19 protein-coding genes and 2 pseudogenes are annotated in these 24,250 nt (G+C 66.6%); 16 read left to right on the forward strand and 5 right to left on the reverse strand.

Going from position 1 to position 24,250, the window contains the following annotated elements:
• Positions 1-196 precede the first annotated feature (196 nt).
• The 5 genes from RCF34_RS13055 to RCF34_RS13075 all read left to right on the forward strand — a co-directional run bounded on the left by RCF34_RS13055 (position 197) and on the right by RCF34_RS13075 (position 6,038).
• Positions 197-1,702 carry a sugar ABC transporter ATP-binding protein gene (locus RCF34_RS13055; protein WP_308708554.1) on the forward strand — a complete coding sequence of 502 codons (1,506 nt, stop codon included), beginning with the start codon at positions 197-199 and terminating at the stop codon, positions 1,700-1,702.
• A 14-nt stretch (positions 1,703-1,716) separates the two neighbouring features.
• Positions 1,717-2,481: an SDR family oxidoreductase gene (locus tag RCF34_RS13060; protein WP_308708555.1), complete on the forward strand. Its 765-nt coding sequence runs from the start codon at positions 1,717-1,719 to the stop codon at positions 2,479-2,481.
• A gap of 54 nt (positions 2,482-2,535) precedes the next feature.
• Positions 2,536-3,336 (forward strand): SDR family oxidoreductase, encoded by an 801-nt coding sequence (locus RCF34_RS13065; RefSeq protein WP_308708556.1) that lies wholly within the window; start codon positions 2,536-2,538, stop codon positions 3,334-3,336.
• A gap of 187 nt (positions 3,337-3,523) precedes the next feature.
• Entirely contained in the window at positions 3,524-4,474 is a 951-nt protein-coding gene (locus tag RCF34_RS13070) for a sugar-binding transcriptional regulator (protein ID WP_308708557.1), read from the forward strand.
• Positions 4,475-4,613: 139 nt separating this feature from the next.
• Positions 4,614-6,038 (forward strand): MFS transporter, encoded by a 1,425-nt coding sequence (locus RCF34_RS13075; RefSeq protein WP_308708558.1) that lies wholly within the window; start codon positions 4,614-4,616, stop codon positions 6,036-6,038.
• A 12-nt stretch (positions 6,039-6,050) separates the two neighbouring features.
• On the opposite strand, the gene RCF34_RS23040 is transcribed toward RCF34_RS13075, so the two are convergent.
• From RCF34_RS23040 to RCF34_RS13085, 3 genes and pseudogenes are all read right to left on the reverse strand, one after another.
• The gene (locus RCF34_RS23040; protein WP_374941192.1) at positions 6,051-6,923 is read right to left on the reverse strand and encodes a methyl-accepting chemotaxis protein; all 873 of its coding nucleotides are present in this window, start codon (positions 6,921-6,923) and stop codon (positions 6,051-6,053) included.
• Positions 6,909-7,682 (reverse strand): annotated as a pseudogene (locus RCF34_RS23045) (MCP four helix bundle domain-containing protein); the annotation flags it as partial. The pseudogene RCF34_RS23045 and the gene RCF34_RS23040, both read right to left, overlap by 15 nt.
• A gap of 94 nt (positions 7,683-7,776) precedes the next feature.
• On the reverse strand, positions 7,777-11,247 hold the full coding sequence (locus RCF34_RS13085; RefSeq protein ID WP_308708560.1) for an acyl-[ACP]--phospholipid O-acyltransferase: 3,471 nt from the start codon (positions 11,245-11,247) through the stop codon (positions 7,777-7,779).
• Positions 11,248-11,516: 269 nt separating this feature from the next.
• Between RCF34_RS13085 and RCF34_RS13090 the strand changes: the two genes are divergently transcribed.
• On the forward strand, positions 11,517-11,726 hold the full coding sequence (locus tag RCF34_RS13090) for a cold-shock protein (protein WP_007160189.1): 210 nt from the start codon (positions 11,517-11,519) through the stop codon (positions 11,724-11,726).
• Positions 11,727-12,138: 412 nt separating this feature from the next.
• Here RCF34_RS13090 and pap read toward each other — a convergent pair whose 3' ends face one another.
• Positions 12,139-13,623 (reverse strand): polyphosphate:AMP phosphotransferase, encoded by a 1,485-nt coding sequence (pap, locus tag RCF34_RS13095; RefSeq protein WP_308708561.1) that lies wholly within the window; start codon positions 13,621-13,623, stop codon positions 12,139-12,141.
• Between the two features lie 197 nt (positions 13,624-13,820).
• Here pap and RCF34_RS13100 point away from each other — a divergent pair, with 197 nt between their 5' ends.
• From RCF34_RS13100 to RCF34_RS13135, 8 genes are all read left to right on the forward strand, one after another.
• The gene (locus RCF34_RS13100) at positions 13,821-14,786 is read left to right on the forward strand and encodes a CHAD domain-containing protein (RefSeq protein WP_308708562.1); all 966 of its coding nucleotides are present in this window, start codon (positions 13,821-13,823) and stop codon (positions 14,784-14,786) included.
• A 75-nt stretch (positions 14,787-14,861) separates the two neighbouring features.
• Positions 14,862-15,125, forward strand: coding sequence for a PepSY domain-containing protein (locus RCF34_RS13105; protein ID WP_308708563.1), 264 nt, complete (start codon positions 14,862-14,864; stop codon positions 15,123-15,125).
• 118 nt (positions 15,126-15,243) lie between these two features.
• Positions 15,244-16,083: an STAS domain-containing protein gene (locus RCF34_RS13110; RefSeq protein ID WP_308708564.1), complete on the forward strand. Its 840-nt coding sequence runs from the start codon at positions 15,244-15,246 to the stop codon at positions 16,081-16,083.
• Positions 16,084-16,093: 10 nt separating this feature from the next.
• On the forward strand, positions 16,094-16,519 hold the full coding sequence (locus tag RCF34_RS13115) for an STAS domain-containing protein (protein ID WP_007160184.1): 426 nt from the start codon (positions 16,094-16,096) through the stop codon (positions 16,517-16,519).
• Between the two features lie 4 nt (positions 16,520-16,523).
• The gene (locus tag RCF34_RS13120; protein WP_017641528.1) at positions 16,524-16,877 is read left to right on the forward strand and encodes an ATP-binding protein; all 354 of its coding nucleotides are present in this window, start codon (positions 16,524-16,526) and stop codon (positions 16,875-16,877) included.
• A complete protein-coding gene (locus RCF34_RS13125) occupies positions 16,874-17,854 on the forward strand; it encodes a SpoIIE family protein phosphatase (RefSeq protein ID WP_308708565.1) in 981 nt (326 codons plus the stop codon). The genes RCF34_RS13120 and RCF34_RS13125 overlap by 4 nt, the downstream gene beginning before the upstream one ends.
• A complete protein-coding gene (locus tag RCF34_RS13130) occupies positions 17,847-19,604 on the forward strand; it encodes an ATP-binding protein (protein ID WP_308708566.1) in 1,758 nt (585 codons plus the stop codon). Before RCF34_RS13125 ends, RCF34_RS13130 begins: the two co-directional genes overlap by 8 nt.
• Positions 19,597-20,709 (forward strand): response regulator, encoded by a 1,113-nt coding sequence (locus RCF34_RS13135; RefSeq protein ID WP_308708567.1) that lies wholly within the window; start codon positions 19,597-19,599, stop codon positions 20,707-20,709. Before RCF34_RS13130 ends, RCF34_RS13135 begins: the two co-directional genes overlap by 8 nt.
• A gap of 122 nt (positions 20,710-20,831) precedes the next feature.
• Here the strand turns inward: RCF34_RS13135 and RCF34_RS13140 are convergent, their stop codons facing one another.
• The gene (locus RCF34_RS13140; protein WP_308708568.1) at positions 20,832-21,929 is read right to left on the reverse strand and encodes a hybrid-cluster NAD(P)-dependent oxidoreductase; all 1,098 of its coding nucleotides are present in this window, start codon (positions 21,927-21,929) and stop codon (positions 20,832-20,834) included.
• 326 nt (positions 21,930-22,255) lie between these two features.
• On the opposite strand from RCF34_RS13140, the gene gbcA reads away from it, so the two are divergent.
• Together gbcA and RCF34_RS23050 are read left to right on the forward strand one after the other, a co-directional pair.
• Positions 22,256-23,548 carry a glycine-betaine demethylase subunit GbcA gene (gene gbcA, locus RCF34_RS13145; protein WP_308708569.1) on the forward strand — a complete coding sequence of 431 codons (1,293 nt, stop codon included), beginning with the start codon at positions 22,256-22,258 and terminating at the stop codon, positions 23,546-23,548.
• Positions 23,549-23,777: 229 nt separating this feature from the next.
• Positions 23,778-24,221: pseudogene (locus RCF34_RS23050) on the forward strand (MCP four helix bundle domain-containing protein); the annotation flags it as partial.
• Positions 24,222-24,250: the final 29 nt, after the last annotated feature.

Here is a 24,250-nt window from a genome sequence, read left to right on the forward strand (position 1 = left end):
ACCTGCGTTGAATACAGCCTGGATCGCCAGCCCGGTCGGACTGCTCATTTACCACGCGTAAATCCGAGCACACACCTGGTTGACATCCCCCAGCCGCATTCAACTGGGTCGGCTCCACCTCGCAAGATCGTGTCGGCTCCTGCACCAGGTGCCTCCCGATTGGAGGCGCCGTTTCAGCTCCCCCCTCGGAGGCCCCATGTCCGCCGTCATGCCCCTGGAACAGCCCGCGGCCCTCAGCCTGAGAAACATCGGCAAGAAATACGCCGGCATCGAGGTGCTGGCCGGGGTGGACGTCGACATCCAGCCCGGTGAGGTCCTGGCCCTGCTCGGCGAGAACGGCGCCGGCAAGTCCACCCTGTCGTCGATCATCGCCGGCCTGGTGCCGCCCGAAGCCGGTGGTCGCATGACCTGGCTGGGTCGCGACTACGCCCCGGATTCCCCCGGCGCCGCGCTGGCCGCCGGCATCGGCCTGATCCACCAGGAGATCCGCCTGCTGCCGGAACTGACCATCGCCGAGAACATGTTCGTCGGTCGCCTGCCCATGCGCGGCGGTCGCATTGATCGCGCCTTCATGGAAACCGAGGCCCAGCGCCAGCTGGATCGCCTGGGCCTGAAGGTACCCGCCACGCGCACCGTGGCCGGCCTCAGCGTGGCCGCCCAGCAACTGGTGGAGATCGCCAAGGCGCTGACCCTCAAGGCGCGCCTCTTGATCCTCGACGAACCCACCGCGGCCCTGGGTGGCGAAGAGACCGAGTTGCTGTTCGCCCAGGTCGAGCGGCTCAAGGCCGAGGGCGTCTCCTTCATCTACATCAGCCATCGCCTGGAAGAGATCGCGCGCATCGCCGACCGGGTGCTGGTCTTGCGTGACGGCCGCCAGATCGCCCTGCACGCCACCGCCCAGGTGCCGGTGCGGCAACTGGTGGAAGAGATGGTCGGGCGCAGCGTGGAGCGCATCTTCCCGACCATGGCCGCACCGGGTACGCGGGAGGTGCTGCGGGTCAAGGACCTCAGCTGCCGCGAGATGCCGCTCAAGCACATCGATTTCGCGGTGCGCGCCGGCGAGGTGTTCGGCGTGGCCGGGGTGGTCGGCGCCGGCCGTACCGAACTGGTCCGCGCCATCGCCGGCGCTGCCGAGCAGGTCACCGGCACCCTGGTGCTGGAAGGCCAGACCTGCCGCTTCGCCAGTCCCTGCGAAGCCATCCAGGCCGGCATCGTACTGGTGCCCGAGGATCGCAAGCAGCAGGGCGTGGTGGTCGATCACGCCATCGAGGAAAACCTCATCTATGGCAACACCGATCTGCTCGCCGCCGGCGGCTGGGTCTCCCCCGGCGGCCTGCGCGCCTTCGCCCGCAAGGCGGTGGCGCGGCTCGGCGTGAAGGGCCAACCGGAGCAGGCCATCGCCGCCCTCTCGGGTGGCAACCAGCAGAAGGTGATCATCGCCAAGTGGCTGGCCCGCAATCCCAAGGTCTTCATCCTCGACGAGCCCACCCGCGGCATCGACGTCGGCGCCCGCGCCGCCATCTACCAGGTGATCGCCGAACTGGCGGCCACCGGCATGGCGGTGATCGTGGTCAGCTCGGATCTCGACGAGGTCCTCGGCCTGTCGCACCGGGTCATGGTGATGAGCCGTGGCCAGCAGATGGGCATTCTCGAACGTGAACAGGCCACTCCGGTGGCCGTGATGGAATTGGCTACCGCCTGACTAGGAGTTTTCCCATGCGTCTCTTCGATCTCGGCGGCCAGACCGCCTTCGTCACCGGTGCCGGCAGCGGCATCGGCCAGGCCATCGCCATCGGTCTCGCCGAGGCGGGGGCGCAGGTGGCCTGCTTCGACCTGCCTGGCAGTCGCGACCTGGCCGGTACCGTCGAGCGCATCCAGGCCCACGGCCGCCGCGCCCTGGCTCTGGAAGGCTCGGTGACCAGCGCCGCCGACCTGGAAGCCGCCGTGGCCCGCACCGAGGCCGAACTCGGCCCCCTGAGCCTGGCCGTCAACAGCGCCGGCATCGCCAACGCCCAGCCGGCCGAGGAGCTGGAGCTGGAGCGCTGGCAGCGCATGCTCGACATCAACCTGACCGGGGTGATGCTCAGCTGCCAAGCCCAGGCACGGGTGATGCTGCCACGCGGTCGCGGTGCCATCGTCAACATCGCCTCCATGTCCGGCAGCATCGTCAACCGTGGCCTCCTGCAGGCCCACTACAACACGTCCAAGGCCGGGGTCATCCACCTGACCAAGAGCCTGGCGATGGAATGGGCCGAGCGCGGCATCCGCGTCAACTGCATCAGCCCCGGCTATACCGCCACCCCCATGAACACCCGCCCCGAGGTGGCCGACCAGGTCAAGATCTTCGAGCAGACCACCCCACTGGGCCGCATGGCCGAGGTGGAAGAAATGGTCGGCCCGGCGATCTTCCTCTGCAGCCCGGCCGCGTCCTTCTGCACGGGCGTCGATCTAATCGTCGATGGCGGTTTCGTCTGCTGGTAACAACCCTCTGGCGATCACGCGCACCGGGTCGCCAACCGCTCTAGGAGGTTTCACGTGGAACATCGCTTCGCAGGTCAAACGGTGGTCATTACCGGCGGTTGCCGGGGCATCGGCGAGGGCATCGCCGAGCGCTTCGGTCGCGAGGGTGCCAACCTGGTGCTGGTGTCCAACGCCGAGCGGGTGCACGACACCGCCACGCGGCTGGCGGCCGAGACCGGTGCCGAGGTGCTGCCGCTAATCGTGGATATCACCGACGAGGCGGCGGTGGCCGATCTCTATGCCCAGGCCGAAGCCCGCTTCGGGCGCGTCGACGTCTCGGTGCAGAACGCCGGCGTCATCACCATCGACGCCTTCGACCGCATGCCGCGCGAGGACTTCGACCGCATCCTGCAGGTCAACACCACCGGCGTCTGGTTGTGCTGCCGCGAAGCGGCCAAGCGCATGGTCGCCGCTGGCCGTGGTGGGCGCCTGATCAACACCAGCTCCGGCCAGGGTCGCCAGGGCTTCATCTACACGCCGCACTATGCGGCGAGCAAGATGGGCGTCATCGGCATCACCCAGAGTCTGGCCCACGAACTGGCGCGCCACGGCATCACGGTCAACGCCTTCTGCCCCGGTATCATCGAAAGCGAGATGTGGGACTACAACGACCGGGTCTGGGGCGAGATCCTTTCCACCCCGGAAAAGCGCTATGGTCAGGGCGAACTGATGACCGAATGGGTCGGCAACATCCCCATGAAGCGCGCCGGCACTCCCGCCGACGTAGCCGGCCTGGTGGCCTTCCTCGCCTCGGCGGACGCCGCCTATATCACCGGGCAGGCGATCAATGTGGACGGTGGCCTGATCATGTCTTGATCGACCCCCCGGGACGCCAGGCCGCAAAAGCCTTGGCGTCCGGCGGGAGGCTGAGGGAAAATAGCTGGAAAATGCGCCTTTCTAACAGGTACGTGCCTGCTTTTCGGTAGTTCGTCGCGGTCAGGGGACTTCCCGGTCCGGGCTGGCCGCCGCGAACGCGGCGTATCCGCTGGTACCGGGAATCTGGATGAGTAACCTCGAAGAACAACGCCTGCTGACCAAGATCGCCTCCCTCTACTACGAAGAAGGACTCAAGCAGTCGCAGATCTCCGAACAGCTCGACCTGTCGCAATCCTTCGTCAGCCGGGCCCTGAGCCGAGCGCTCAAGGAAGGCATCGTGCGCATCTCGGTGCAGCGCCCGCGCAACTTCCACCTGGAACTGGAACGCCAGCTGCAGCAGCGCTATGGCATCCGCCAAGCCATCGTGGTGGAGCCCACCGGTGACGACGAAGAGGCCATCAAGCAGGCCATCGGCTCGGCCGCCGCCCACTACCTGGAAACCAGCGTCACCGAGAAGGACCACATCGGCATCTCCTCCTGGAGTTCCACCATCCGCGCCATGGTCGGCCACATGCACCGGGGCAGCAGTCGCCAGGGCGCCACGGAGGTGGTGCAGCTGCTCGGCGGGGTCGGCAACAAGGGCGCCTTCGAGGCCACCCTGCTGACCCAGCAACTGGCCAATTTGCTGGGTTGCCCGGCCTATCTGCTGCCGTCCCAGAGCATCGAGCAGTCACCGGAAAGTCGCCAGCGCATCCTGCAGCTGGACGAGGTGCGCGAGGTCACCGAACGCTTCGCCCGGCTCACCGTGGCCCTGGTCGGCATCGGTGAGCTGGAGCCTTCGCAGCTCCTGCGCAACAGCGGCAACTACCATGGCGAGGCCATGCTCGAGGTGCTGGCCGCCCGCGGCGCGGTGGGTGACATCTGCCTGAGGTACTTCGATGCCCAGGGCCGGCCGGTGCTGGACGACAGCGAAGAGACCGTGGTCGCGGTGGACCTGCCGCAACTGCTAAAGATCGACCGCGTGGTGGGTCTGGCCGGGGGCCTGCGCAAGGTCAACGCCATCCGCGGCGCGCTGCAAGGCGGTTATCTGGATGTCCTGGTGGTCGATCTGCGCACCGCCCTAGCGCTGATACCCTGATCGACGCAAGACGCTGCCAAAACTGCACTCGAAAACGCGATTCCCTGCCAAACGGCACGCTCGGCGTGGAAATCTTTGGCAACATTCGGCACGGGCTGATCCGTAAGCTGTAGGACGACCGTTCTCTGGATAGCGTCCCATGACCTCTGCCTCTTCGGCTTCGGCCACCGCCCCTGCCCTGCCCGCCTCCCAGCGGGCCGCCGCCCTTTCGGCGCGTCTCGATCGCCTGCCGGCCACCCGCAGTCTGTGGCGCCTGGTGGCCCTGCTGTCCATCGGTGGCTTCTTCGAACTCTACGACCTGTTCCAGACCGCCTACATCAGCCCCGGGCTCTTGCGTGATGGCGTCTTCCAGACCGGCGCGGCCGGGGTATTCGGGGTCTCCGACCAGGCGGCCTTCGCCGCGGCCACCTTTCTCGGCCTGTTCGTCGGCGCCAGCCTGCTCAGCCCCATCGCCGACCGCTTCGGCCGCCGGGCGATCTTTACCTGGGCGCTGGTCGGCTACACCCTGGCGACCCTCGCCATGGGCCTGCAGACCACCGCCCTGGGGCTGATCGCCCTGAGATTCGTAGTGGGCATCGGCCTGGGCCTGGAGCTGGTGACCATCGACGCCTATCTGTCGGAACTGGTGCCCAAGGCCATGCGCACCTCGGCCTTCGCCTTCGCCTTCGCCCTTCAGTTCCTCTCGGTGCCGGCGGTGGCGCTGCTGTCCTGGTGGCTGGTACCCCAGGCGCCGCTGGGCATCTCCGGCTGGCGCTGGGTGGTGCTGTCCAGTGCCGTCTTCGCCCTGTTCATCTGGTGGCTGCGCCAGCGCCTGCCCGAATCACCGCGCTGGCTGGCGCAGCAGGGCCGGCTGGACGAAGCCGAACGCGGTGTGGAGCGCCTGGAAGCCGCCTGCCAGGCCGACAGCGGCCAGCCGCTGCCGCCACCTGCAGAGGTGGTGGAAGAACGCGCGGTAAACGCGCGCTTCGCCGCCCTCTGGCAGCCGCCCTATCGACGCCGGGTGATCATGCTGATCGTCTTCAACCTGTTCCAGGCCATCGGCTTCTTCGGCTTCGGCAACTGGCTGCCGGCGCTGCTGTCCGGCCAGGGCGTGAGCCTGACCCACAGCCTGGGCTATGCCTTCGTCATCACCCTCGCCTATCCACTGGGTCCGCTGCTGTTCGTGCGCATCGCCAATCGCTTCGAGAACAAGTGGCAAATCGTCGGCTCCGCCCTGGGTACGGTGGGCTTCGGCAGCCTGTTCGCCCTGCAGCAGGGTGCCCTCGGCCTGATCCTCTGTGGCGTCGGCATCACCTTCTGCAACGCCTGGCTGACCTTCGCCTTCCACTCCTACCAGGCCGAGCTGTTTCCCACCGCCATCCGCGCCCGGGCGGTGGGCTTCTGCTATTCCTTCAGCCGGCTGTCCACGGTGTTCAGCAGCCTGCTGATCGGCACCCTGCTGGAGCGCCTGGGCACTCCGGGCGTGCTGGCCTTCATCGTCGCCAGCATGCTGATCGTGGTGCTGACCATCGGCCTGTACGGCCCGCGCACCCGCAACCGGGCGCTGGAGGACATCGCCCGCTAGTCGGGCCCGCAGTCAGAGCCGGAACTGCCGTACCGCGCCGTTCAGGTCGCCAGCCAGGCGCGCCAGGTCGCTGCTGGCGGCGGCGGTCTGCCCGGCCCCGGCGGCGTTCTGGGTGGACAGGTCACGGATGCTGGTGAGGTTGCGATCCACCTCGCGGGCCACCTGGGCCTGCTCCTCGGTGGCGGCGGAGATGCTCAGGTTGCGCTCGGTGATCTGCACGATGTGGCGACCGATCTCGGCCAGGGCCTCGCCGGCGGCAGCGGCCACCGTCAGGCAGGCACCGGCCTGCCGATTGCTGGTGGCCATGGCGTCCACCGCCTTGCCGGCGCCGCCCTGGATGGCGCCGATCATGTCTTCGATCTCGCCGGTGGACTGCTGGGTACGGGCCGCCAGGGCGCGCACCTCGTCGGCCACTACGGCAAACCCCCGCCCCGCCTCGCCGGCGCGCGCCGCTTCGATGGCGGCGTTGAGCGCCAGCAGATTGGTCTGCTCGGCGATGCCACGGATGACGTCGAGCACCCCGCTGATGCGCTGTACCTGGGCAGCCAGGCCATCGATCTCGCCGCTGCTGGACGCCACGGCGGTGTGCAGGGCGTGAATGGTGGTGAGGGTCTCCTCGACCCGGCGCTGACCGAGATCGGCCGAGGCGCGCGAGTCCTGGGCGGCGGCGCTGGCGGCAGCGGCGTTGCGCGCCACCTCCTCCACCGCGGCGGTCATCTGGTTGACGGCGGTGGCGGCCTGGGCCAGTTCGTCGTTCTGCCGCTGGATGCCGCGCAGGCCGGTCTCGGTGACCGTCGACAGCTCCTCGGAAGTGGACGCCAGGGTGGTGGACGACAGGGTCAGGCGCTCCAGGGTGCCGCGCAGGTTGTCCTGCATCCGCGCCATGGCGGCGAGCAGCCGGCCGGGTTCGTCGCGCCCGTCCTGCTCGACCGGCCGACCGAGGTCATTGGCGGCGATGCGCTCGGCCACCGCCAGGGCTTTTTCCAGCGGTCCGGTGAGGCTGCGGGTAAAGCGCCAGGCCAGCAGCAGGGTACCGGCCAGGGCCACCGCCATCACCGCCACGGTGATGGCGGTGGCGTTCTGGTAGCTGGCCGTGGAGGCGGCGGCCAGGCGCGTGACCTTGCCATCGACCAGCCCGGCGAGTTCGTTGACGGTGGCGCTCAGGGCATTGCCGCTGCGGGCCATCTCGCCGTCCTGACCGGCAAGCTTGAGCAGCTCGGCGTCGTTCTGGTCGTCCAGCGCCTTGAGATAGCGATTCTGGTTGTCCAGGTAGGTGGCCAGCTGGCCGGTCATCCGGGTATAGACCTCACGCCCGGTGTCGGTGAGCAGCAGGGCGTCGAACTGGCGCACGTGCTGTTCCAGGGCGGCCTTGGCCGCTTCGATGGCCTTGTGTACCGCCTGGGTCTCGGCGTTGGAGGTCGCCAGCATCAGCCCCTGGTTGTGCATGCGCAGACTCAGCAGGTCGGCGCGGATTTCGCCGATGGTCTGGACGCTGGGGATCACGTTACCGACGATCTGCTCCTCGCCCTCCTTGATGACGCGATTCTGGCCCAGGGAAAACAGCCCGAGGCCGATCACCAGCAGGGCGAAGAATCCAAAGGCGACCAGGGCCCGCGGGGCGATGTTGAGGGAGCGAAGCTTCACCGGAGACTCCTCGAAAAAATGATTAGCCCCCTCATGATCGGCCAAACGGCGCCAGGCTTTAGGGTTCGCTGGCAGCGGATGGACGATTTATCGCCTAGGCCTCCCCCGTCTCGTTCAACCGCGTCTGCGCCAGACGTTTCGCGCCGGCCACGTCGGCCTTGCCGGTCCCCAGTTTCGGCAGGCTGTCCACCGCCAGCCAGGCCGAGGGCAGCAGCAGTCCGCTCACGCCCTGGGCCAGCAGGGTCTTCTCCACCGCCGCACCGTCCAGGGTGCCGGTATGCAGCACCACGATGCGCTCGCCCTTCCTGGCATCCGGTAGATTGACCGCCTGCAGCTCGATGTCCGGATCCTGTACCGCGCGCGCCAGGGCCTGCTCCACGGCGCCCAGGCTGACCATCTCGCCGCCGATCTTGGCGAAGCGCGAATAGCGGTCGACGATGGTGAGAAAGCCGTCCTCGTCCAGCCGGCCCTGGTCGCCGGTGACGTACCAGCGTTCGCCATCGATCTCACGAATGGCCTTGGCGGTGCGCTCGGGATCGTTCAGATAGCCCTGCATCAGCTGCGGTCCGCCGATCAGCACCATGCCCGCCTCGCCGGTGGGCAATTCGGCGAAGGTCTGAGGATCGACGATCTTGAAGCCGGTTCCCGGCAGCGGCATGCCCACGGTGCCGAGCTTGCCGCCGCGCTGCACCTGCAGGTAGCTGACGTCCAGGGCGTCGGGCAGGTTGACCGACGCCACCGGGGCGGTCTCGGTGGCGCCGTAACCCTCGTAGATGTCCTGGTTGAACTTGAGCTTGAAGGCCTCGCGCACCGCCGGATCCAGGCGCTCGGCACCGGCCACCACGATGCGCAGACTCTCCAGCATCAGCGGATGCACCTTGGTGTTGCGCACGAACAGCCGCAGGAAGGTCGAGGTGCCGCAGAGCACCGTGGCGCGATGGGTCGCCACCGCCTTGGCGATGCCGGCCACGTCGGTGGGATCGGCCTGGCAGACCACCGGCACCCCTTCGACCAGCGGCAGGAACTGGGTGACGGTGAGGCCGAAGGCGTGGAACAGCGGCAGCGAGGCCATGAAGACGTCGTCGTCCTGGGTGTTGAGCACGTCCGAGGTCTGCTTGAGATTGGCCATGAGGTTGCTGTGGCTGAGCATCACCCCCTTGGGCGTGCCCTCACTGCCGCTGGAGAAGAGGATGGCGGCGGTGGCCTCGGGATCGTGGGCGCGACTCACCAGCACCTGCAGCATCGCGGTGGGCAACAGCCAGACCGCCAGCCAGTTGGCCAGCAACTCGGCCTTGCCGATACCGGCGCGCAGCGTCTCCAGATCCACCACCTCGCGCCCGGCGAGCAACTCGTCCACCGGCAGGCCGCGCTTGCGCAGACGGTCGAGAAAGCGCGTCGAGGTGTAGACGGTACGGATACCGGCCTGGTCCAACCCCGAAGCCAGGGCCTCGGGCGTGGCCGTGTAGTTGAGATTGACCAGCGTCTTGCCGGCCAGCAGTACCGCCATGTTGGCCAGCATGCCACCGCTGCTGGTGGGCAGCAGCAGGCCGAGATTGGCCTCGGGCCGCTTGTGCATCCGCCGCGCCAGGCAAGCGGCGCCGGTGAGCGCCTGGGCGGCCTTGAGCGGTGCGCCCAGGTCGTCGATCAGCGCCAGGCCGCCCGGCCTACGCTTGACGCTGGCGACCCAGGCATCGGCCAGCGACGGCAGGCCGTGCATGTAGCGCTCCCAGGAGCGGATCGACAATTCGAAGATCCGCCGCTTGAGCACATCGGCCGGAGTGTCCTTGGGCAACGCCTTGCCGAAGGCCACCACCACCTCGCGGTGCAGCGGGCTGTCGCGCAGCTCCTTGAGCTTGCTGGAAGAGCGAGAGAACTGGCTGCCCCAGAGGCCGCGCAGGTAGAAGGGCACGATCTGCACCTCGGGACCGACCCGCTCGCAGGCCTTTTCGTAGCCGCGGCGGAATTCGCCGAGCTGACCGGTGCGGCTGATCGCCCCTTCCGGGAACAGGCAGACCACCTCGCCGGCGCTCAGCAGCCCGGCCACCTGCTCCAGCGCCGCGCCGGAGCCACTGCCCTGGGCGATGGGCAGGCAGCCCATGGCCTTGAGAAAGGGCTTCAGGTACCAGCGCTCGTAGATCGAGCGCAGCATCACGAAGCGTACCGGGCGCGGACTGGCGATCTGCACCATGGCCCAGTCGACCCAGCTGATGTGGTTGCCCAGCAGCAGCACCCCGCCCTGGGCGGGCAGGTTCTGCAGCCCCTGCACCTGGATGCGGTAATGCCGGGTGACCATCAGGCCGAGCAGGAAACGCACCAGGCTCTGCGGCAGCTTCCACACGGTGTAGGCCCCGCCGATCAGCGCCACGGCGGCGATCAGCAGCAGCAGCCAGCGACTGTCCAGGCCCAGCAAGGCGATCACCGCGGTGAGCACCAGAAAACTCAGCATGGCGACGTTCTGCACCCAGTTGTTGGCCGCCAGCACCGTACCGAGCTGGTCCTCGCGGGCATGGAACTGGATCAGGGCGTTGAGCGGGACGATGAACAGCCCGCCCATCAGGCCGATGAAGATGAAGTTGAACGCATGCACCCACGCCGAACTGGGCGCCGGCAGCCACCACAGGCCGAGGGCGATGCCCAGGGCGCCCACCGGGATCAGCCCGGTCTCGATGCGTCCGCGGGAGGCCCGGCTGGCCAGCGCCGAGCCGATGGCGATGCCGATCCCGGCGCAGGCCAGGATGCCCTGCAGCAGCAGCACGTTGTCGATGCCCAGGTGCTCCTTGGCATAGGCCGGAAAGCTCGCCAGCAGCACCTGGCCCACCGACCAGAACACCGCGAGCCCGATGATCGACAGGCGGATCACCGGATTCTCGCCGATCACCGCCAGGTTGCGCCGGGCGCTCCGCAACCGCACATAAGCGTGCCAGTCGAAGGCCTGCCGCGGCTTGGGCTCTTCCAGCACCGGCAAGCGATAGAGCAGCGCCACCTCGGCCAGGCTGCAGAGCACCAGCAGCCAGCCCAGCGGAGCGATGTCCTGCAGGATGACGTGGGGCGTGGCATGGCCCTGGCCCAGGTGCAGCTGGAAGAAGGCGGTGAAGACCACGGTGCCGGCGAGAATGGCGATGATGGAGTTGGCCTGCACCAGGCCATTGCCCTCGGCCAGCCGCTGCTTGCCGAACAGTGCCTTGATGTAGCCGTACTTGGCCGGCGAATAGAAGGTCGCCTGGATGGCCAGCAGGAGGGTCATGGCGAAGGCCAGTTCGAACAGCCCGGCATAGTAGGCCAGGGTGATGCCCAGGGTGATGGCCACCGCCGCCCAGCCGCCGAGGCGCAGCACCCGGACCTTGGCGAAGCGATCGGCCACATGACCGGAGGGACTGAACAGCAGGATGAAGGGCAACAGCATCATGCCATTGACCAGGGCGGTCAGCACCACCTGGGTGGAACCGTCAAAGACCTCGAATACGGTGTTCTGGATGACGATCTTGTGGCCAAGATCGACGAAGGCGTTGAGAAAGACGGCGATCAGGTAGGGCCAGGCCCCCTTGATCCGGTGCAGCTTGTCCATGCGGAGTCTCTTTCGAGCAGGGGAATCCGTAGCCTGAGTGAGACGCTCTGGCAGCGCAAGCAACGCCATTGGTCAACAAATATGCGAATCGGGGCTATACAAGCTCGCGAAAGCGAGTATGGTGTGGGCACTGCTACTGCAATAGTTACTCGATACCTGCTTGATGTTGCTTCATTTTCATCTCCTGGCTCGTCTCACTCTCGCATTACAGTCCCGCTAGCGAATGTCTCGCTAACGTGGTTGTTCCCCCTACACCCCTGGAGATACTCATGTCCAATCGTGAAAATGGCACCGTCAAGTGGTTCAACGATGAGAAAGGCTACGGCTTCATCACCCCGGAAAGCGGCGCCGACCTGTTCGTGCACTACCGCTCCATCGAAAGCGCCGGCTTCAAGAGCCTGAGCGAAGGCCAGAAGGTCACTTTCGTGGCTGTCAAAGGCCAGAAGGGTATGCAAGCTGACCAGGTTCAAGTCGTCTAACGACTGATCCGGTTGCAGAAAGGCCCCGCTTCGGCGGGGCTTTTTCGTTTCTGGGATTTGACCCAGGCTAGCCCGGCTACGCTTCACGCCGATCATTTTCTCAGGCAGCTCAAGATCCAGACGCGCCCAATGCCCCTTCCAGCAGGGCGAACGCAATCGTTGCGGAAGGGGTCGAGCGGCATGGATGCCGCGAGAGCCACGAGGGCCATGGAAGGCCCTTCGCGGCGGGCCCCTGGAACGACGATGGAGAGAGCGGACCCCGGCGCAGCCGGGGCCGGACGGCGGGGCGAGCGTTTTTGCTTACTTTTTTCGCGATTGAAAAAAGTGAGTCGCCCGGCGGGGGCGAAACAGAAGTATCCCTAAGGGACAATAACGAGCTGAGCAACCGCTTTTACCGAAAGCCGGGCTTCACTCAGTCCTTGTCATACGCCCGCTCCAGCGCCTCATTGAGCGTCCGCACCACCTTCACCCGCGCGAATCGCTTGTCATTGGCCTCCACCAGGGTCCAGGGCGCGATGGCCGTGCTGGTCTGGACCACCATGTCGTTGACCGCCTGGCTGTAGAGATCCCACTTGTCCCGGTTGCGCCAGTCGTCCTCGGTGATCTTGAATCTCTTGAAGGGTGTTTCCTCGCGGGCGCGAAAGCGCTCCAGCTGGGTGTCCTGGTCGATGGCCAGCCAGAACTTGGCCAGCACGAGGCCGGCGTCGTGGAGCTGTTCCTCGAAGTCGTTGATCTCGCCGTAGGCACGCTGCCAGTCGGCGGCGGGGGTCAGACCCTCGACCCGCTCCACCAGCACCCGGCCGTACCAGGAACGGTCGAAGATGGTGAAGTTGCCCTGCCGCGGGATATGTCGCCAGAAGCGCCAGAGATAGGGCTGGGCCAGTTCTTCGTCGCTGGGCGCGGCCACCGGGACGATACGGTACTGGCGCGGATCCAGGGCGCCAGTGACGCGGCGGATGGCGCTGCCCTTGCCGGCGGCGTCATTGCCCTCGAAGGCCGCTACCAGGGCATGACGGCGATACTTCTTGTCCCGCAGGCGCCGCGCCAGGCGGGCCTGTTCGGCCAGCAGCTGGTCTTCGTAATCGGCCTTGTCCAGACGCTGACTCAGGTCCATGGCCTCGAGCACGCCGCGGCCATCCACCGGCGGCGGCACCACCGCGGCAGCCCGGCGTTGCTTGCGCGGCTTGTTGGCCAGGGCGCGCTGCAGCGCCTTGAGCAGCACGGTGCCGACGGTCAGGCTGCGAAAGCGCTCGTCGAAACCGGGCACCACGTGCCAGGGGGCGTAGTCGTGATGGGTCCGCCGCACCACCCGCTCGCCTTCCTTGACGAAGCGGTCATAGACCTTGGCCTGGCGCCAGTCCAGCGGACTAAGCTTCCAGCCCAGGCGGGGATCGTTCTTGAGGTGCTTCAGGCGCTGCTTGAGCTGGGGCTTGGATAGGTGGAACCAGAACTTGAGGATCAGTGCCCCCTCGTCGGCGAGCATGCGCTCGAAACGCTCCGCCTGGCCGATGGCGGCGTCCAGCTCGACGCGGCTGAGCTCCTTGTTGACCCGGCCATGCAGCATCTGGCTGTACCAGTTGCCAAAGAACACGCCGATCCGCCCCTTGCCCGGCAGGCGCTGCCAGTAGCGCCACGCCGGCGGATGCTGGCCTTCCTCGGCGGTGGGCTGGAGAAAGGTCTCGACGCGGATCAGCCGCGGATCCATCCACTCGTTGAGCAGCTTGACCGTCTCGCCCTTGCCCGCGCCCTCGATACCATTGATCAGCACGATCACCGGGAAGCGGCCTTGCGTCTTGAGTTCGTACTGGGCGGCCAGCAGCGCCTCGCGCAGCTTGGGCAGCTTGGCGTCGTAGGTGGCCTCGTCGAGCAGGTGTTCGTTCTCGGCGGCTTCGAACATCCGGATCTCCTCGCTCAGGTGGTCGGGCAACTATAGCCCTTCTGACCGACCCGGCGTCAGGCGGTGCCCGCAGCTAACCTCATGAAGGAAATATGACGTTTAGATGAAATTTGGCATCTCCCGCTGTCGTGGAGGTCTTTCTTACCGTTACGCTCCCGCGCAAGCGGGTCTGCAGTCCACCTATTGAGGAGAGTTCGATGGCCTTTCGTTTCGATGCGCGGCAATCTGCTGACGAGGAAGTCCGCCGCGTGGTGACGGATCGTCTGGTACAGGCTGAGACGTCCCTGGCGGGCGGTACTCCCAAGGGCGTCCACGAGACGCGCAAGCGACTCAAGGAATTGCGCGCCCTCCTGCGGCTGCTGCACGGCGCCCTGGGCAAGCGCGCCTTCGCCAGTCGCAATCGGCGCCTGCGCGACCTCGGCCGCGAGCTGTCCTCGTTGCGTGACAGCGCCGCCCTGGTGGAAAGCTGGGACAAGCTGGGCGAGTCCGACCGCAAGAGATTCGCCTCGCCGGCCATGAAGCGCGTGCGCCAGCGCCTGCAGGAGCGCGCCGACCAGCAGATCGCCGCGGCCAGCGGCCACCCCGAGTTGCTCGAGGAACTGACCGCCATGCGTGAGGAGGTGGCCGGCTGGAAACTCTCCGGCAAGGGCTTCGCCCTCTTCGCTCGCGGCCTGGAAGACAACTACAAGGCCGGGCGCCAGGCGCTCAAGACCGCACGCGACAAGCCCACCGACGACAGCCTGCACGACTGGCGCAAGCGGGTGAAGGATCACTGGTATCACACCCAGCTGCTCGCCGCGGCCTGGCCGGCGGAATTCAAGACCCGCCAGAAGAGCCTCAAGCGCCTTTCGGAATACCTGGGCGACGATCACGACCTGGCGGTGATGCAGCAGCTGTTGGTGGACGAGCCGACCCTGTTCGGTGCCAGCAACACCCGCCTGGCCATCGGCGAGAGCCTGGCCCAGCAGCGCGAGCGGCTGCAGGCGAAGGCCTTTTCCCTGGGCCTGCGCCTCTATCTGGACAAGCCCACCGCCCTCGCCGAGCGCTGGCGGGATCTGTGGCGGCTGGCCAGCCGTCCCTATACGCCGCGCAAGACCAAGGGCCAAACCGCCGAGGCCCCTGCTGGGCTGCTGCCGCACCTGGTCGAGGAAGCGGCTGGCTGACGCCTGGGATAGAGGGGATCTGTCGCGCGTGGTGGTGGTCCAAGCCTGGGCATACCACCACGACGAGGTCTCGCGATGAAATCCAAGCTGCTCGCTTCCCTGTTTGCCTGTTCCGTCCTGGCCAGCACCGTGGCCCTGGCCGACCAGCCCGGCGCCGACTGGATGCCCATGAACGACGTCAAGTCCAAGCTCATGGAGCAGGGCTACACCTCGATCACCAAGATCGAAGCCGATGACGGTCAGTGGGAAGGCGAAGGCATGAAGAAAGATGGTATGAAGTACGACTTCCATGCCGACGCGAAGACCGGCAAGATCACCAAGGAAAAGATGGACATGTGATCTCTCGGGGGACCTGGCCGTACAGCCGGGTCCCCATTCGCGCTTGCCGTCTCTTCCCGCACCTTCTTCGTCCGGTCGGCCCGTCCTGAGCCGCCCTCTCCGTCACCTAGGAACCCCCATGTACAGTACCGCTTTGGTCGAGCTGCTGCGCACCCATGAGCGGTCGCTGCTCGATGCCTGGATCGGCGCCCAGCGCGCGGCCGGCATGCGCATCGACCTGCTCGACGAAACCACCATCCTGGCCAACTCCGCCGAGCTGCTGCGGCGGATCACCGTGGCCGCCGCCCAGGGCCTGGGCGATCTGCGCGAGCCGCACTGGCAGCCGGTACGGGCGCTGCTGGAGCGGTTTTCCTTCGACCAGAGCCGCGCGGGCCTGACGCCCGCACAGACGGCGACTTTCGTCTTCTCGCTCAAGGAACCGCTGTTCAACCTGATCCAGAACGAGTGCGACGACCCACTCGCCGAGATCTGGGCCGCCACCCGGCTGATCGACGATCTCGGCCTGTACAGCATGGAAAGCTACATGAACGGTCGCGAGACGGTGATCCGCGAGCAGCAGGAAAGCATGCTGGAGCTGTCCACCCCGGTGGTGGAGCTGTGGGACGGCATCCTGGCCATCCCGCTGATCGGCGCGCTGGACAGCAATCGCACCCAGGTGGTGATGGAGTCGCTGCTGGAAAAGATCGTCCAGACCGAGTCGGACCTCGCCATCATCGACATCACCGGCGTGCCCACGGTGGACACCATGGTCGCCCAGCACCTGCTCAAGACGGTGACCGCCGCCCGCCTGATGGGCGCGCAGTGCATCATCAGCGGCATCCGCCCGCAGATCGCCGCCACCATCGTCCATCTGGGCGTGGACCTGGGCGATGTGATCACCAAGGCGTCCCTGGCCGATGCCTTCCGTCTGGCCTTGCGCCAGCAGGGCGTGCGCCTGGCCGCCCTCACCAAGGGCTGAGGAGCGCGTCATGATCGAGCGGATTCCGATCCTCAAGCTGGGCCCCTTCCTGTTGCTGAGCATCCAGGTGGACATGCACGACCAGTTGGCGCTGGACCTGCAGGAAGACCTCACCGAGCAGATCGTCCGCCACAAGGCCAAGGGCGTACTCATCGACATCTCGGCGCTGGAAATCGTCGACTCCTTCATCGGCCGGATGCTGTCCCACATCGCCCAGGTCTCACGCATCCTCGATGCCAAGGTGATCGTGGTCGGCATGCAGCCGGCGGTAGCCATCACCCTGGTGGAACTGGGGCTGTCGCTGGAGGGCATCGCCACGGCGCTGAACATGGAAAAGGGCATGCGCCGGCTGGAAGCCATGGTGGCCGCGGACGAATCGCTGGAGGAGTCAGAGGGTGGCGAAGACACAGACGCTTCCACTCCGCCAGGAGACTGACATCGTGCTGATCCGTCAGCAGGTGCGCAAGGTCGCCGAAGCCATCCGCCTGGGCCTGATCTCCCAGACCAAGATCGTCACCGCGGCCAGCGAGATCGCGCGCAACGGCCTGGTCTACGGGCTGGGCGGCGAATGCCTGATCGAGGAGACGCTACGAGCCGGCAAGCCGGCGATCCGCCTGGTGATCCGCGACCAGGGTCCGGGCATCGCCGATCTCGACCGCGCCATGGTCGACGGCTACACCTCGGGCAAGGGCCTGGGGCTGGGACTGTCCGGCTCGCGGCGGTTGGTGGACGACTTCCACATCGAGAGCCAGCCCGGCCAGGGCACCACCGTCGAACTCTGGAAGTGGCGATGAACGACCAGCCGTGCAGCCTGGTGCTGCCGGTGACCACCACCGTCCATGTCGATGCCGCCCGGCGCGCCCTGGTCCGGCTGGCCGGCACCGTCACCGCCGATGAAACCCTGCTCGGGCGCCTGACCATCGTCGCCCAGGAGCTGGGTTACAACCTGGTTCGCCATGCCGGGCATGGCGAACTCCTGGCTACCCTGAGCGGCGAAGGCGTGCTCGATGTGCTGGCGGTGGATCGCGGGCCGGGCATGCACGACGTCGCCCGCTGCCTGAGCGATCACTACAGCACGGCAGCGACGATGGGTGCAGGCCTGGGAGCGATCCGCCGGCAGTCCGATGTCTTCGACATCCATTCGCGACCGGGCCAGGGCACCGTGGTCCTGGCGCGCTTCCATCTGACCGGGGCGCCCGGTACCCGGTTGCAGCATGGCGCCCTGTGCACACCGCACCCCGAGGAACAGGCCTGCGGTGACACCTGGGCGGTCAGCGGACGGCGTCTGCTGGTGTGCGACGGCCTGGGGCATGGTCAGCAGGCCGCCACGGCCAGTCGGCGGGCGCGGGAGCTGTTCCTGCGCCATGGCGCGCACCTGCCGCTGCAGCGGCTGATGGAGAATCTGCACCAGGCCCTGATGGAAACCCGCGGCGCCGCCCTGGCGCTGGCCGAGCTGGATCCGGATCAGGGGCAGGTGAGCTTTTGCGGCATCGGCAACATCGCCGGACGCCTGCTGGGCAACACCACGCGCAGCCTGGTGTCCAACAATGGCACCCTGGGCTATCGGATCGGGCGGATCCAGACCTACACCTACCCCTGGACACCCGGCACCCTGCTGGTGCTGAACTCCGATGGACTGACGTCCAAGGTGGGACTGGGCGAGCACTCCGGGCTCGGGGCGCGTCATCCGGCACTGATCGCCGCCCTCCTGCACCGCGATTTCCGGCGCTCCGCCGACGATGCCACCGTTCTGGTACTCAAGCATGTCTGACGTCTTGCCCCTGCTGACCCTCGCCCTGCACAGCGAGCAGGACATCGTGCACTGCCGCCAGGCCGCCAAGCGCCTGGCCGCGGCCCTGGAATGGCCGGTGCTGGAGCAGATCCGCCTGGCCACCGCGGTGTCCGAACTGGCGCGCAACATCCATCAGTACGCCGGCAACGGCCATTTCCACTTCGCCCTGCTGCGTGGCGAGGGCCAGCGCCTGCGCGGCCTCGAGGTGCAGGCGATCGATCAGGGGCCGGGCATCGCCGAGATGGAAGCCATCCGCGCGGGCAGCTATCGCTCCAGCACCGGCATGGGCATCGGCCTGCGCGGCGCCCAGCGGCTGTTCGACGACTTCGACATCCAGACCTCCCCTGCCGGTACCCGCATCACCGCCCGCAAGTACCAGACGCCGCGCCCCTTTCCCGAGCCGGAGCTGCTCCAGGCGCTGACGGCCGAATTGCAGGGCAGTCCGTCACCGGACCCCTATCAGCAGATCCGCCTGCAGAGCGAAGAGCTGCTGCTGACCAACACCGAGCTGCAACTGCGCCAGTCGGAACTGGAAGTCACCAACAAGGAACTGGAAAACACCAACCAGGGGGTGGTGGCGCTCTATTCCGAACTGGAAAAGGCCACCCAGGAACTCAAGGAGGCCAGCGAGGCGAAGACGCGCTTCTTCTCCAACATGACCCATGAATTCCGCACCCCGATCAACATCATCGAGAACGTCGCCAAGCTGCTCGCCAGCGGCGTGGACGGGGCGCTCAATGCCGAACAACAGCGCCAGGTACGCTTCATCAGCGATGCGGCGCTGGAACTGGCCAACCTGGTCGGCGAACTGCTGGCCCTGGCCGAGGTGCAGTCCGGCCGATTGACCATCGTGCCCCAGCCCTTCCCGCTGGGGCCATTCATCGACCGCCTCGAGCAGTTCGCCGCGGCCCTGGCGCCGCGCTATCCCCAGGTCAGCTTCCGCGTCGCCCCGCCGCCTGCGGAGGTACTGCTGGATACCGACGAGAGTCGGCTGTTCCAGGTGCTGCGCAACCTGATCTCGAACGCCTTCAAGTACACCCCCCAGGGCCAGGTGCGCATCCAGGTATTCCAGCCGGACGACGCCAGCCTGGAATTCCTGGTGGAAGACAGCGGCATCGGCATCGCCGCCGCGGATCAGCAGAAGATCTTCGAGGAATTCGAGCGGATCCGTTCGCCGCACCTGACCCACATCGAAGGCACCGGCCTGGGTCTGCCGCTCGCCCAGCGCCTGGCCGTGCTGCTCGGTGGCGAGCTGTCCCTCGACAGCGCGGTCGGTCGCGGCAGTCGCTTCACCCTGCGCCTGCCGCGCCACTACGCCAGCCACCGGGATGCCGCGCCGGAACCCGATCTCAGCGGCCTCACCGTGCTGGTGATCGAGGACAACGAAGGGGATCGCTATCTGGTCCGCCGGACCCTCGAACGCCTCAATCCGGTCCTTCTGGAGGCCGACAGCGCCCGCAGCAGCCTGGACCGGCTCAACGCCGTGCGCCCGGACATCATCATCCTCGACCTCGACCTGCCCGACATCAACGGCGAGGACCTGCTCGCCAGCATGGACTGGAGCATGCATCGGCGGGTGCTGATCAATACCGCCCAGCCGCTGGACGAGGCGGGTTGCCAGCGGCTGCAGGACTATTGCCACGCCATCCTGTTCAAGCATGCGCCCGATCACGCCGAGCGGCTGCTGGCCGAGGTCTGTGGGCTGGCGCGGAGCCTGTCCGATGACTAGCGCCCTGCGCCGCATCGTCATCATCGACGACACCGAGGCCAATCGCTATGTGCTGCGCAAGATCCTTGGCAGCCAGAGCCACTATCAGGTACTGGAAGCGGCCAGTGGCGCCGGCGGCCTGGCACTGATCGACGAATCCGTCGAGCTGGTGATCATCGACGTCAATCTGCCGGACACCACCGGCTTCGAGCTGATCCAGGCCATCGAGCGCAAGTGCGGCTGGGGCCGATTGCCGGCCGTCATCAACATCTCGGCTACCTTCGTCTCCGGCAAGGACAAGGCCCAGGGCTTCAACACCGGGGCCCAGGCCTACCTGACCCACCCGATCAATCCGGAAGAGGTGCTGGCCACCGTCGGCGCCCTGCTCAAGGCCAGCTCCCGGGTCGGGCACATGGAGCAGCAGCGCAATTCGGCCATCGCCCGCAGCGAGAACCTGCAGGCGGAAAAGGTCATGCTCGAACGCTTCATGAGATCGCTCAACCACGACCTGCGCTCGCCGCTCACCGCCGCGACCATGGTGGTCAACCTGATGCAGCGCAGCCCGGCGCGGCGCACCGACGACCTGCTGCAGACCCTGCACGACAACCTGCAGCGCATGAACCAGATGATCACCGACGTGCTGGACATCAGTCACATGAGCCTGGGCGGCGGTGTCCGCCTCAGCGGCGATCCGCTGGTGCTGGGTCCGCTGCTGAACGACGCGGCGGCCAACCTGCGGCTGCAGTTCAGCAATCCCCTCGACCTGCAGCTGGAGACGCCGGAGCTGGAAGTGCTGTGGGACAGATACGCCTTCCTGCGCATCTTCGACAACCTGGTGCTCAACGCGGCCAAGCATGGCGAAGCGGGGACGCCGATCCGGGTCCGCCAGTGGCTGGCGGATGACCAGGTCATGCTGGAGCTGCGCAACCTCGGCCAGTTTCCCGACGAGGTCCTGGCCAACCTAGCCACGCCCTATTTCATCTCCACCCGCAGCGACAAGCGCGGCTGGGGCCTGGGCCTGCCCATCGTCAAGGCACTCAGCGAAAGCTTCGGCGGCGAGGCGCGCTTCGCCAACGGCGCGGGCGAGGTGGTCATCACCCTCCACCTGCCGCTACGCCTGGCCTAGCCCGGCGCCTACGGATCGGATGTAGGTGGGGCTGAGACAGCTCCACCGTCGAAGCCCGACAGCGCGAGCTCGCCCCAGGGGTCGTTGGGCTTCGCTTAGGTTCAGCCCAACCGCCCTCCTCCTCAGAACTCGATCTGCACATCCCCCTGCGGAATGCTGCAGCAGGACAGGATGTAGCCTTCGGCTTCGTCTTCCTCGGTGATGCCTCCGTTGTGGTCCATGACCACCTCGCCGCTCTTCTTGAGCACCTTGCAGGTGCCGCAGATGCCCATGCCGCACGCCTTGGGAATGTGCAGGCCGAGCTTGGCCGCGGCGCCGTGGATGGTTTCGCCGGGGCCGATGTTGACGCTCTTGCCGCTCTCGGTGAAGGCGATGTTGCACTGGGCTTCCAGGGGAATCGGCGGCAGCTCGGCTGCGGCTTCGGCCTGTTCGGCCGCCTCGACCTTGGCTTCCGGCGGCGTCGCGCCGAAGGATTCCTCGTGGTAGTGGGTCATGTCGAAGTCCAGCTCGCGGAGCATGGTCTTGACGGCATTCATGTAGGGCGTGGGGCCGCAGCAGAAGATCTCGCGCTCGCGGAAGTCAGGCGCCATCAGCTCCAGCATGCGGCGGTCGAAGTAGCCCCGATAGCCGGCCCAGGACTCGCCGTGCTCGGTGCGCTCGCACACCAGGTTCAGGGCGAAGTTGTCGATCCGGGCGGCCATGTGCTCCAGCTCGCCCTGATAGATGATGTCGCGCGGGGTGCGGGCGCTGTGCACGAAGACCATGTCGACGCTGGCGTTGGTGTCGTAGAACCAGCGCGCCATGGACATCACCGGGGTGATGCCCACACCGCCGGAGAGGTAGAGCACCTTGTCGGCAGGATAGTCGATGGCGTTGAACAGGCCCACCGGACCGTGAACGGCCAGGTTGTCGCCGACCTTGAGGTTGTCGTGCAGCCAGTTGGATACTTGGCCGCCCGGCACGCGCTTGACGGTGATGGAGAAGCTGTAGGGCACCGAGGGCGAGCTGGAGATGGTGTAGGAACGCATCACCTGACGGCCGTCGATCTCCAGCTCCAGGGTCACGAACTGGCCCGGCTTGAAGAAATACATCAGCGGGATTTCGGCGGTGAAGCAGAAGGTGCGTACGTCCCAGGTTTCCTGGATGACCTTGACGCAGCGCACGGGGTGGCGGCCATTGGTCCAGGTCTGGGTGGTTACGGGATTGAGGAAGGTATTCATGACGCACCTCGACTGCCGCTGGGCTATTGGCGGCGATTCTGGGAGGGCCCCACGACCGCCACTTTCCCAATCGCGACATCCACATGCCGATGGCGACCGGCCCAGCAGTGGCAAGGGCTGGGGCGTCGTGAACAGCGTCGGCCATGTCGCCCATGAGCAAGGCCCCCTCCCGGCTCCGGCCCCACACTCCGCCCCAAGCCGAACCTGAACAGCGCGCGACGGGCGGAACCCGGGGTCATTCGGCGGCCCTGCCCGTCGGCCAACAGCCTTGCAATACCGTGACCAACCACTTTCGCCACCCGCCGCGGTGGCCACGAGGATGTACGATGGACGTCAGCACCTTGAGTTTGGGCGACCCTCTCGATCCGGCCCGCAAGGCCACGGCCGAGATGCTGCGCACCCGCGAGCGCACCTACTCCCTGCCCCAGCCGTTCTACAACGACGAGCGCCTGTTCCAGATCGACATGCAGGAGATCTTCGGCAAGGAATGGCTGATCGCCGGTATGACCTGCGAGATCCCCACCAAGGGCAACTTCATCACCCTGCAGCTGGGTGACAACCCCATCCTGGTGGTCCGGGGTGCCGAGGGCAAGGTCCACGCCTTCCACAACGTCTGCCGTCACCGCGGTTCGCGCCTCTGCGTGAGCGACAAGGGCAAGGTCGCCAAGCTGGTCTGCCCCTACCACCAGTGGACCTACGAGCTGGACGGCCGTCTGCTGTTCGCCGGCACCGAGATGGGCGCCGACTTCAACATGGCCGACTTCAACCTCAAGCCGATCCACGTCAAGACCGCCGGCGGCTACATCTTCATCTCCCTGGCCGATGAACCGCCGGCCATCGACGACTTCCTGCGTACGCTCGAGCACTACATGGAGCCGTACGACATGGAGAACACCAAGGTCGCGGTGCGCACCGACCTGGTCGAGCAGGCCAACTGGAAGCTGGTGCTGGAAAACAACCGCGAGTGCTACCACTGCAGTGGCTCCCACCCCGAATTGCTGAACACCCTGCTGGAATGGGACGACGTCACCGATCCGCGCGCCTCCCAGGCGTTCAAGGACCAGGTCGCCGCCTGCACCAGCCGCTGGGACGCCGACAACATCCCCTACGCCCATGCCAGCTTCGGCCTGCGCAACCGCATCGTGCGCATGCCGCTGCTCGCCGGCACCGTGTCCATGACCCTGGACGGCAAGCCTGGCTGCAAGAAGCTCATGGGTCGCATCAAGGACCCGGACCTGGGCTCCATGCGCATCCTGCACCTGCCGCACTCCTGGAACCACTGCATGGGCGATCACATGATCGTCTTCACCGTCTGGCCGCTGGGTCCGACCGAGACGGTGGTGACCACCAAGTGGCTGGTGCACAAGGATGCCGTGGAAGGCGTCGACTACGATCCGGTCAACCTGCGCAAGGTCTGGGATGCCACCAACGACCAGGACCGCCGCCTGGCCGAGGAGAATCAGCGTGGCATCAACTCCAAGGCCTACCAGCCGGGTCCCTATTCAAAGACATACGAATTCGGCGTGATCAACTTCGTCGACTGGTACAGCGAGCGCCTGCTGAACAGCCTGGGAGAAGAGGCGCCGGCAGCGCATCTGCGCCAGGTGAGCGGCGACTGATACCAGCCTCCGCTGCTGCCCCGGGGTCAAAACGACTCCGGGGTATTTGTCAATAAGCTGTCTTTTCACTTTGTGCGACTTTTTGACGCACCTCGGCACCGAGCCTTTTAGCCAGTAAATCCTCTAGATTTGTGACCCTGCTCCCATTAAGTCATCCTTGCAGGCCGTCATGACTCTCCGCTCGCTCTCCATCGCTACCCGCAACCTGCTCTGCTTCGGCATCCTGGTGATGCTCGTCGCCGCCCTCGGACTGTTCGGCTGGTATCAGCTGGCCCAGATCCGCCAGTTGGGGCACCAGGTGGAGCAACAGCATGTTCCCGCCCTCGTCGAAGCTGACGATCTCGGCCTGGGGCTGGCCCGAATCCGCAGCGAGACCCTACGCCTGCTGGCCATGCCCGATCCCGATACCTTGGCCACCACCCGCAAGAAGCTGGACAGCCTGAATCAGCAGGTCGTGGCCCTCTTCGATAGCTATCAGCGACGGCCGCTCCCCCCGCAGCGCCAGCAGGCGCTGAACGATCTGCGCCAGGTGCTCGGCCTGTACATGCAGGGCGTGCGTCAGCTGACCGACCTGGTCACGGCCGGCCAACTCGACGAAGCCCGTCAGTCGGTCCAGAGCTTGACGCAGTTGGGCATCCGGATGAACGTCAGTGTCGATACGCTCCGCGCCGCCGTGGCGGAGGATATCCACACCGCCAGCAC

Source organism: Pseudomonas sp. 102515, from assembly GCF_031085165.1.
Lineage (GTDB): Bacteria > Pseudomonadota > Gammaproteobacteria > Pseudomonadales > Pseudomonadaceae > Chryseomonas.

What these genes read in the sequence shown, in the direction of transcription:
- RCF34_RS13125 (WP_308708565.1), top strand. Translation starts at nt 16,874, where the DNA reads ATGAACGACCAGCCGTGCAGCCTGGTGCTGCCGGTGACCACCACCGTC.
- RCF34_RS13055 (WP_308708554.1), top strand. Translation starts at nt 197, where the DNA reads ATGTCCGCCGTCATGCCCCTGGAACAGCCCGCGGCCCTCAGCCTGAGA.
- RCF34_RS13110 (WP_308708564.1), top strand. Translation starts at nt 15,244, where the DNA reads ATGTACAGTACCGCTTTGGTCGAGCTGCTGCGCACCCATGAGCGGTCG.
- RCF34_RS13140 (WP_308708568.1), bottom strand. Translation starts at nt 21,929, where the DNA reads ATGAATACCTTCCTCAATCCCGTAACCACCCAGACCTGGACCAATGGC.
- RCF34_RS13090 (WP_007160189.1), top strand. Translation starts at nt 11,517, where the DNA reads ATGTCCAATCGTGAAAATGGCACCGTCAAGTGGTTCAACGATGAGAAA.
- RCF34_RS13060 (WP_308708555.1), top strand. Translation starts at nt 1,717, where the DNA reads ATGCGTCTCTTCGATCTCGGCGGCCAGACCGCCTTCGTCACCGGTGCC.
- RCF34_RS13130 (WP_308708566.1), top strand. Translation starts at nt 17,847, where the DNA reads ATGTCTGACGTCTTGCCCCTGCTGACCCTCGCCCTGCACAGCGAGCAG.
- RCF34_RS13100 (WP_308708562.1), top strand. Translation starts at nt 13,821, where the DNA reads ATGGCCTTTCGTTTCGATGCGCGGCAATCTGCTGACGAGGAAGTCCGC.
- gbcA (WP_308708569.1), top strand. Translation starts at nt 22,256, where the DNA reads ATGGACGTCAGCACCTTGAGTTTGGGCGACCCTCTCGATCCGGCCCGC.
- RCF34_RS13075 (WP_308708558.1), top strand. Translation starts at nt 4,614, where the DNA reads ATGACCTCTGCCTCTTCGGCTTCGGCCACCGCCCCTGCCCTGCCCGCC.
- RCF34_RS13115 (WP_007160184.1), top strand. Translation starts at nt 16,094, where the DNA reads ATGATCGAGCGGATTCCGATCCTCAAGCTGGGCCCCTTCCTGTTGCTG.
- pap (WP_308708561.1), bottom strand. Translation starts at nt 13,623, where the DNA reads ATGTTCGAAGCCGCCGAGAACGAACACCTGCTCGACGAGGCCACCTAC.
- RCF34_RS13105 (WP_308708563.1), top strand. Translation starts at nt 14,862, where the DNA reads ATGAAATCCAAGCTGCTCGCTTCCCTGTTTGCCTGTTCCGTCCTGGCC.
- RCF34_RS13085 (WP_308708560.1), bottom strand. Translation starts at nt 11,247, where the DNA reads ATGGACAAGCTGCACCGGATCAAGGGGGCCTGGCCCTACCTGATCGCC.
- RCF34_RS13135 (WP_308708567.1), top strand. Translation starts at nt 19,597, where the DNA reads ATGACTAGCGCCCTGCGCCGCATCGTCATCATCGACGACACCGAGGCC.
- RCF34_RS23040 (WP_374941192.1), bottom strand. Translation starts at nt 6,923, where the DNA reads ATGGCGCGGATGCAGGACAACCTGCGCGGCACCCTGGAGCGCCTGACC.
- RCF34_RS13070 (WP_308708557.1), top strand. Translation starts at nt 3,524, where the DNA reads ATGAGTAACCTCGAAGAACAACGCCTGCTGACCAAGATCGCCTCCCTC.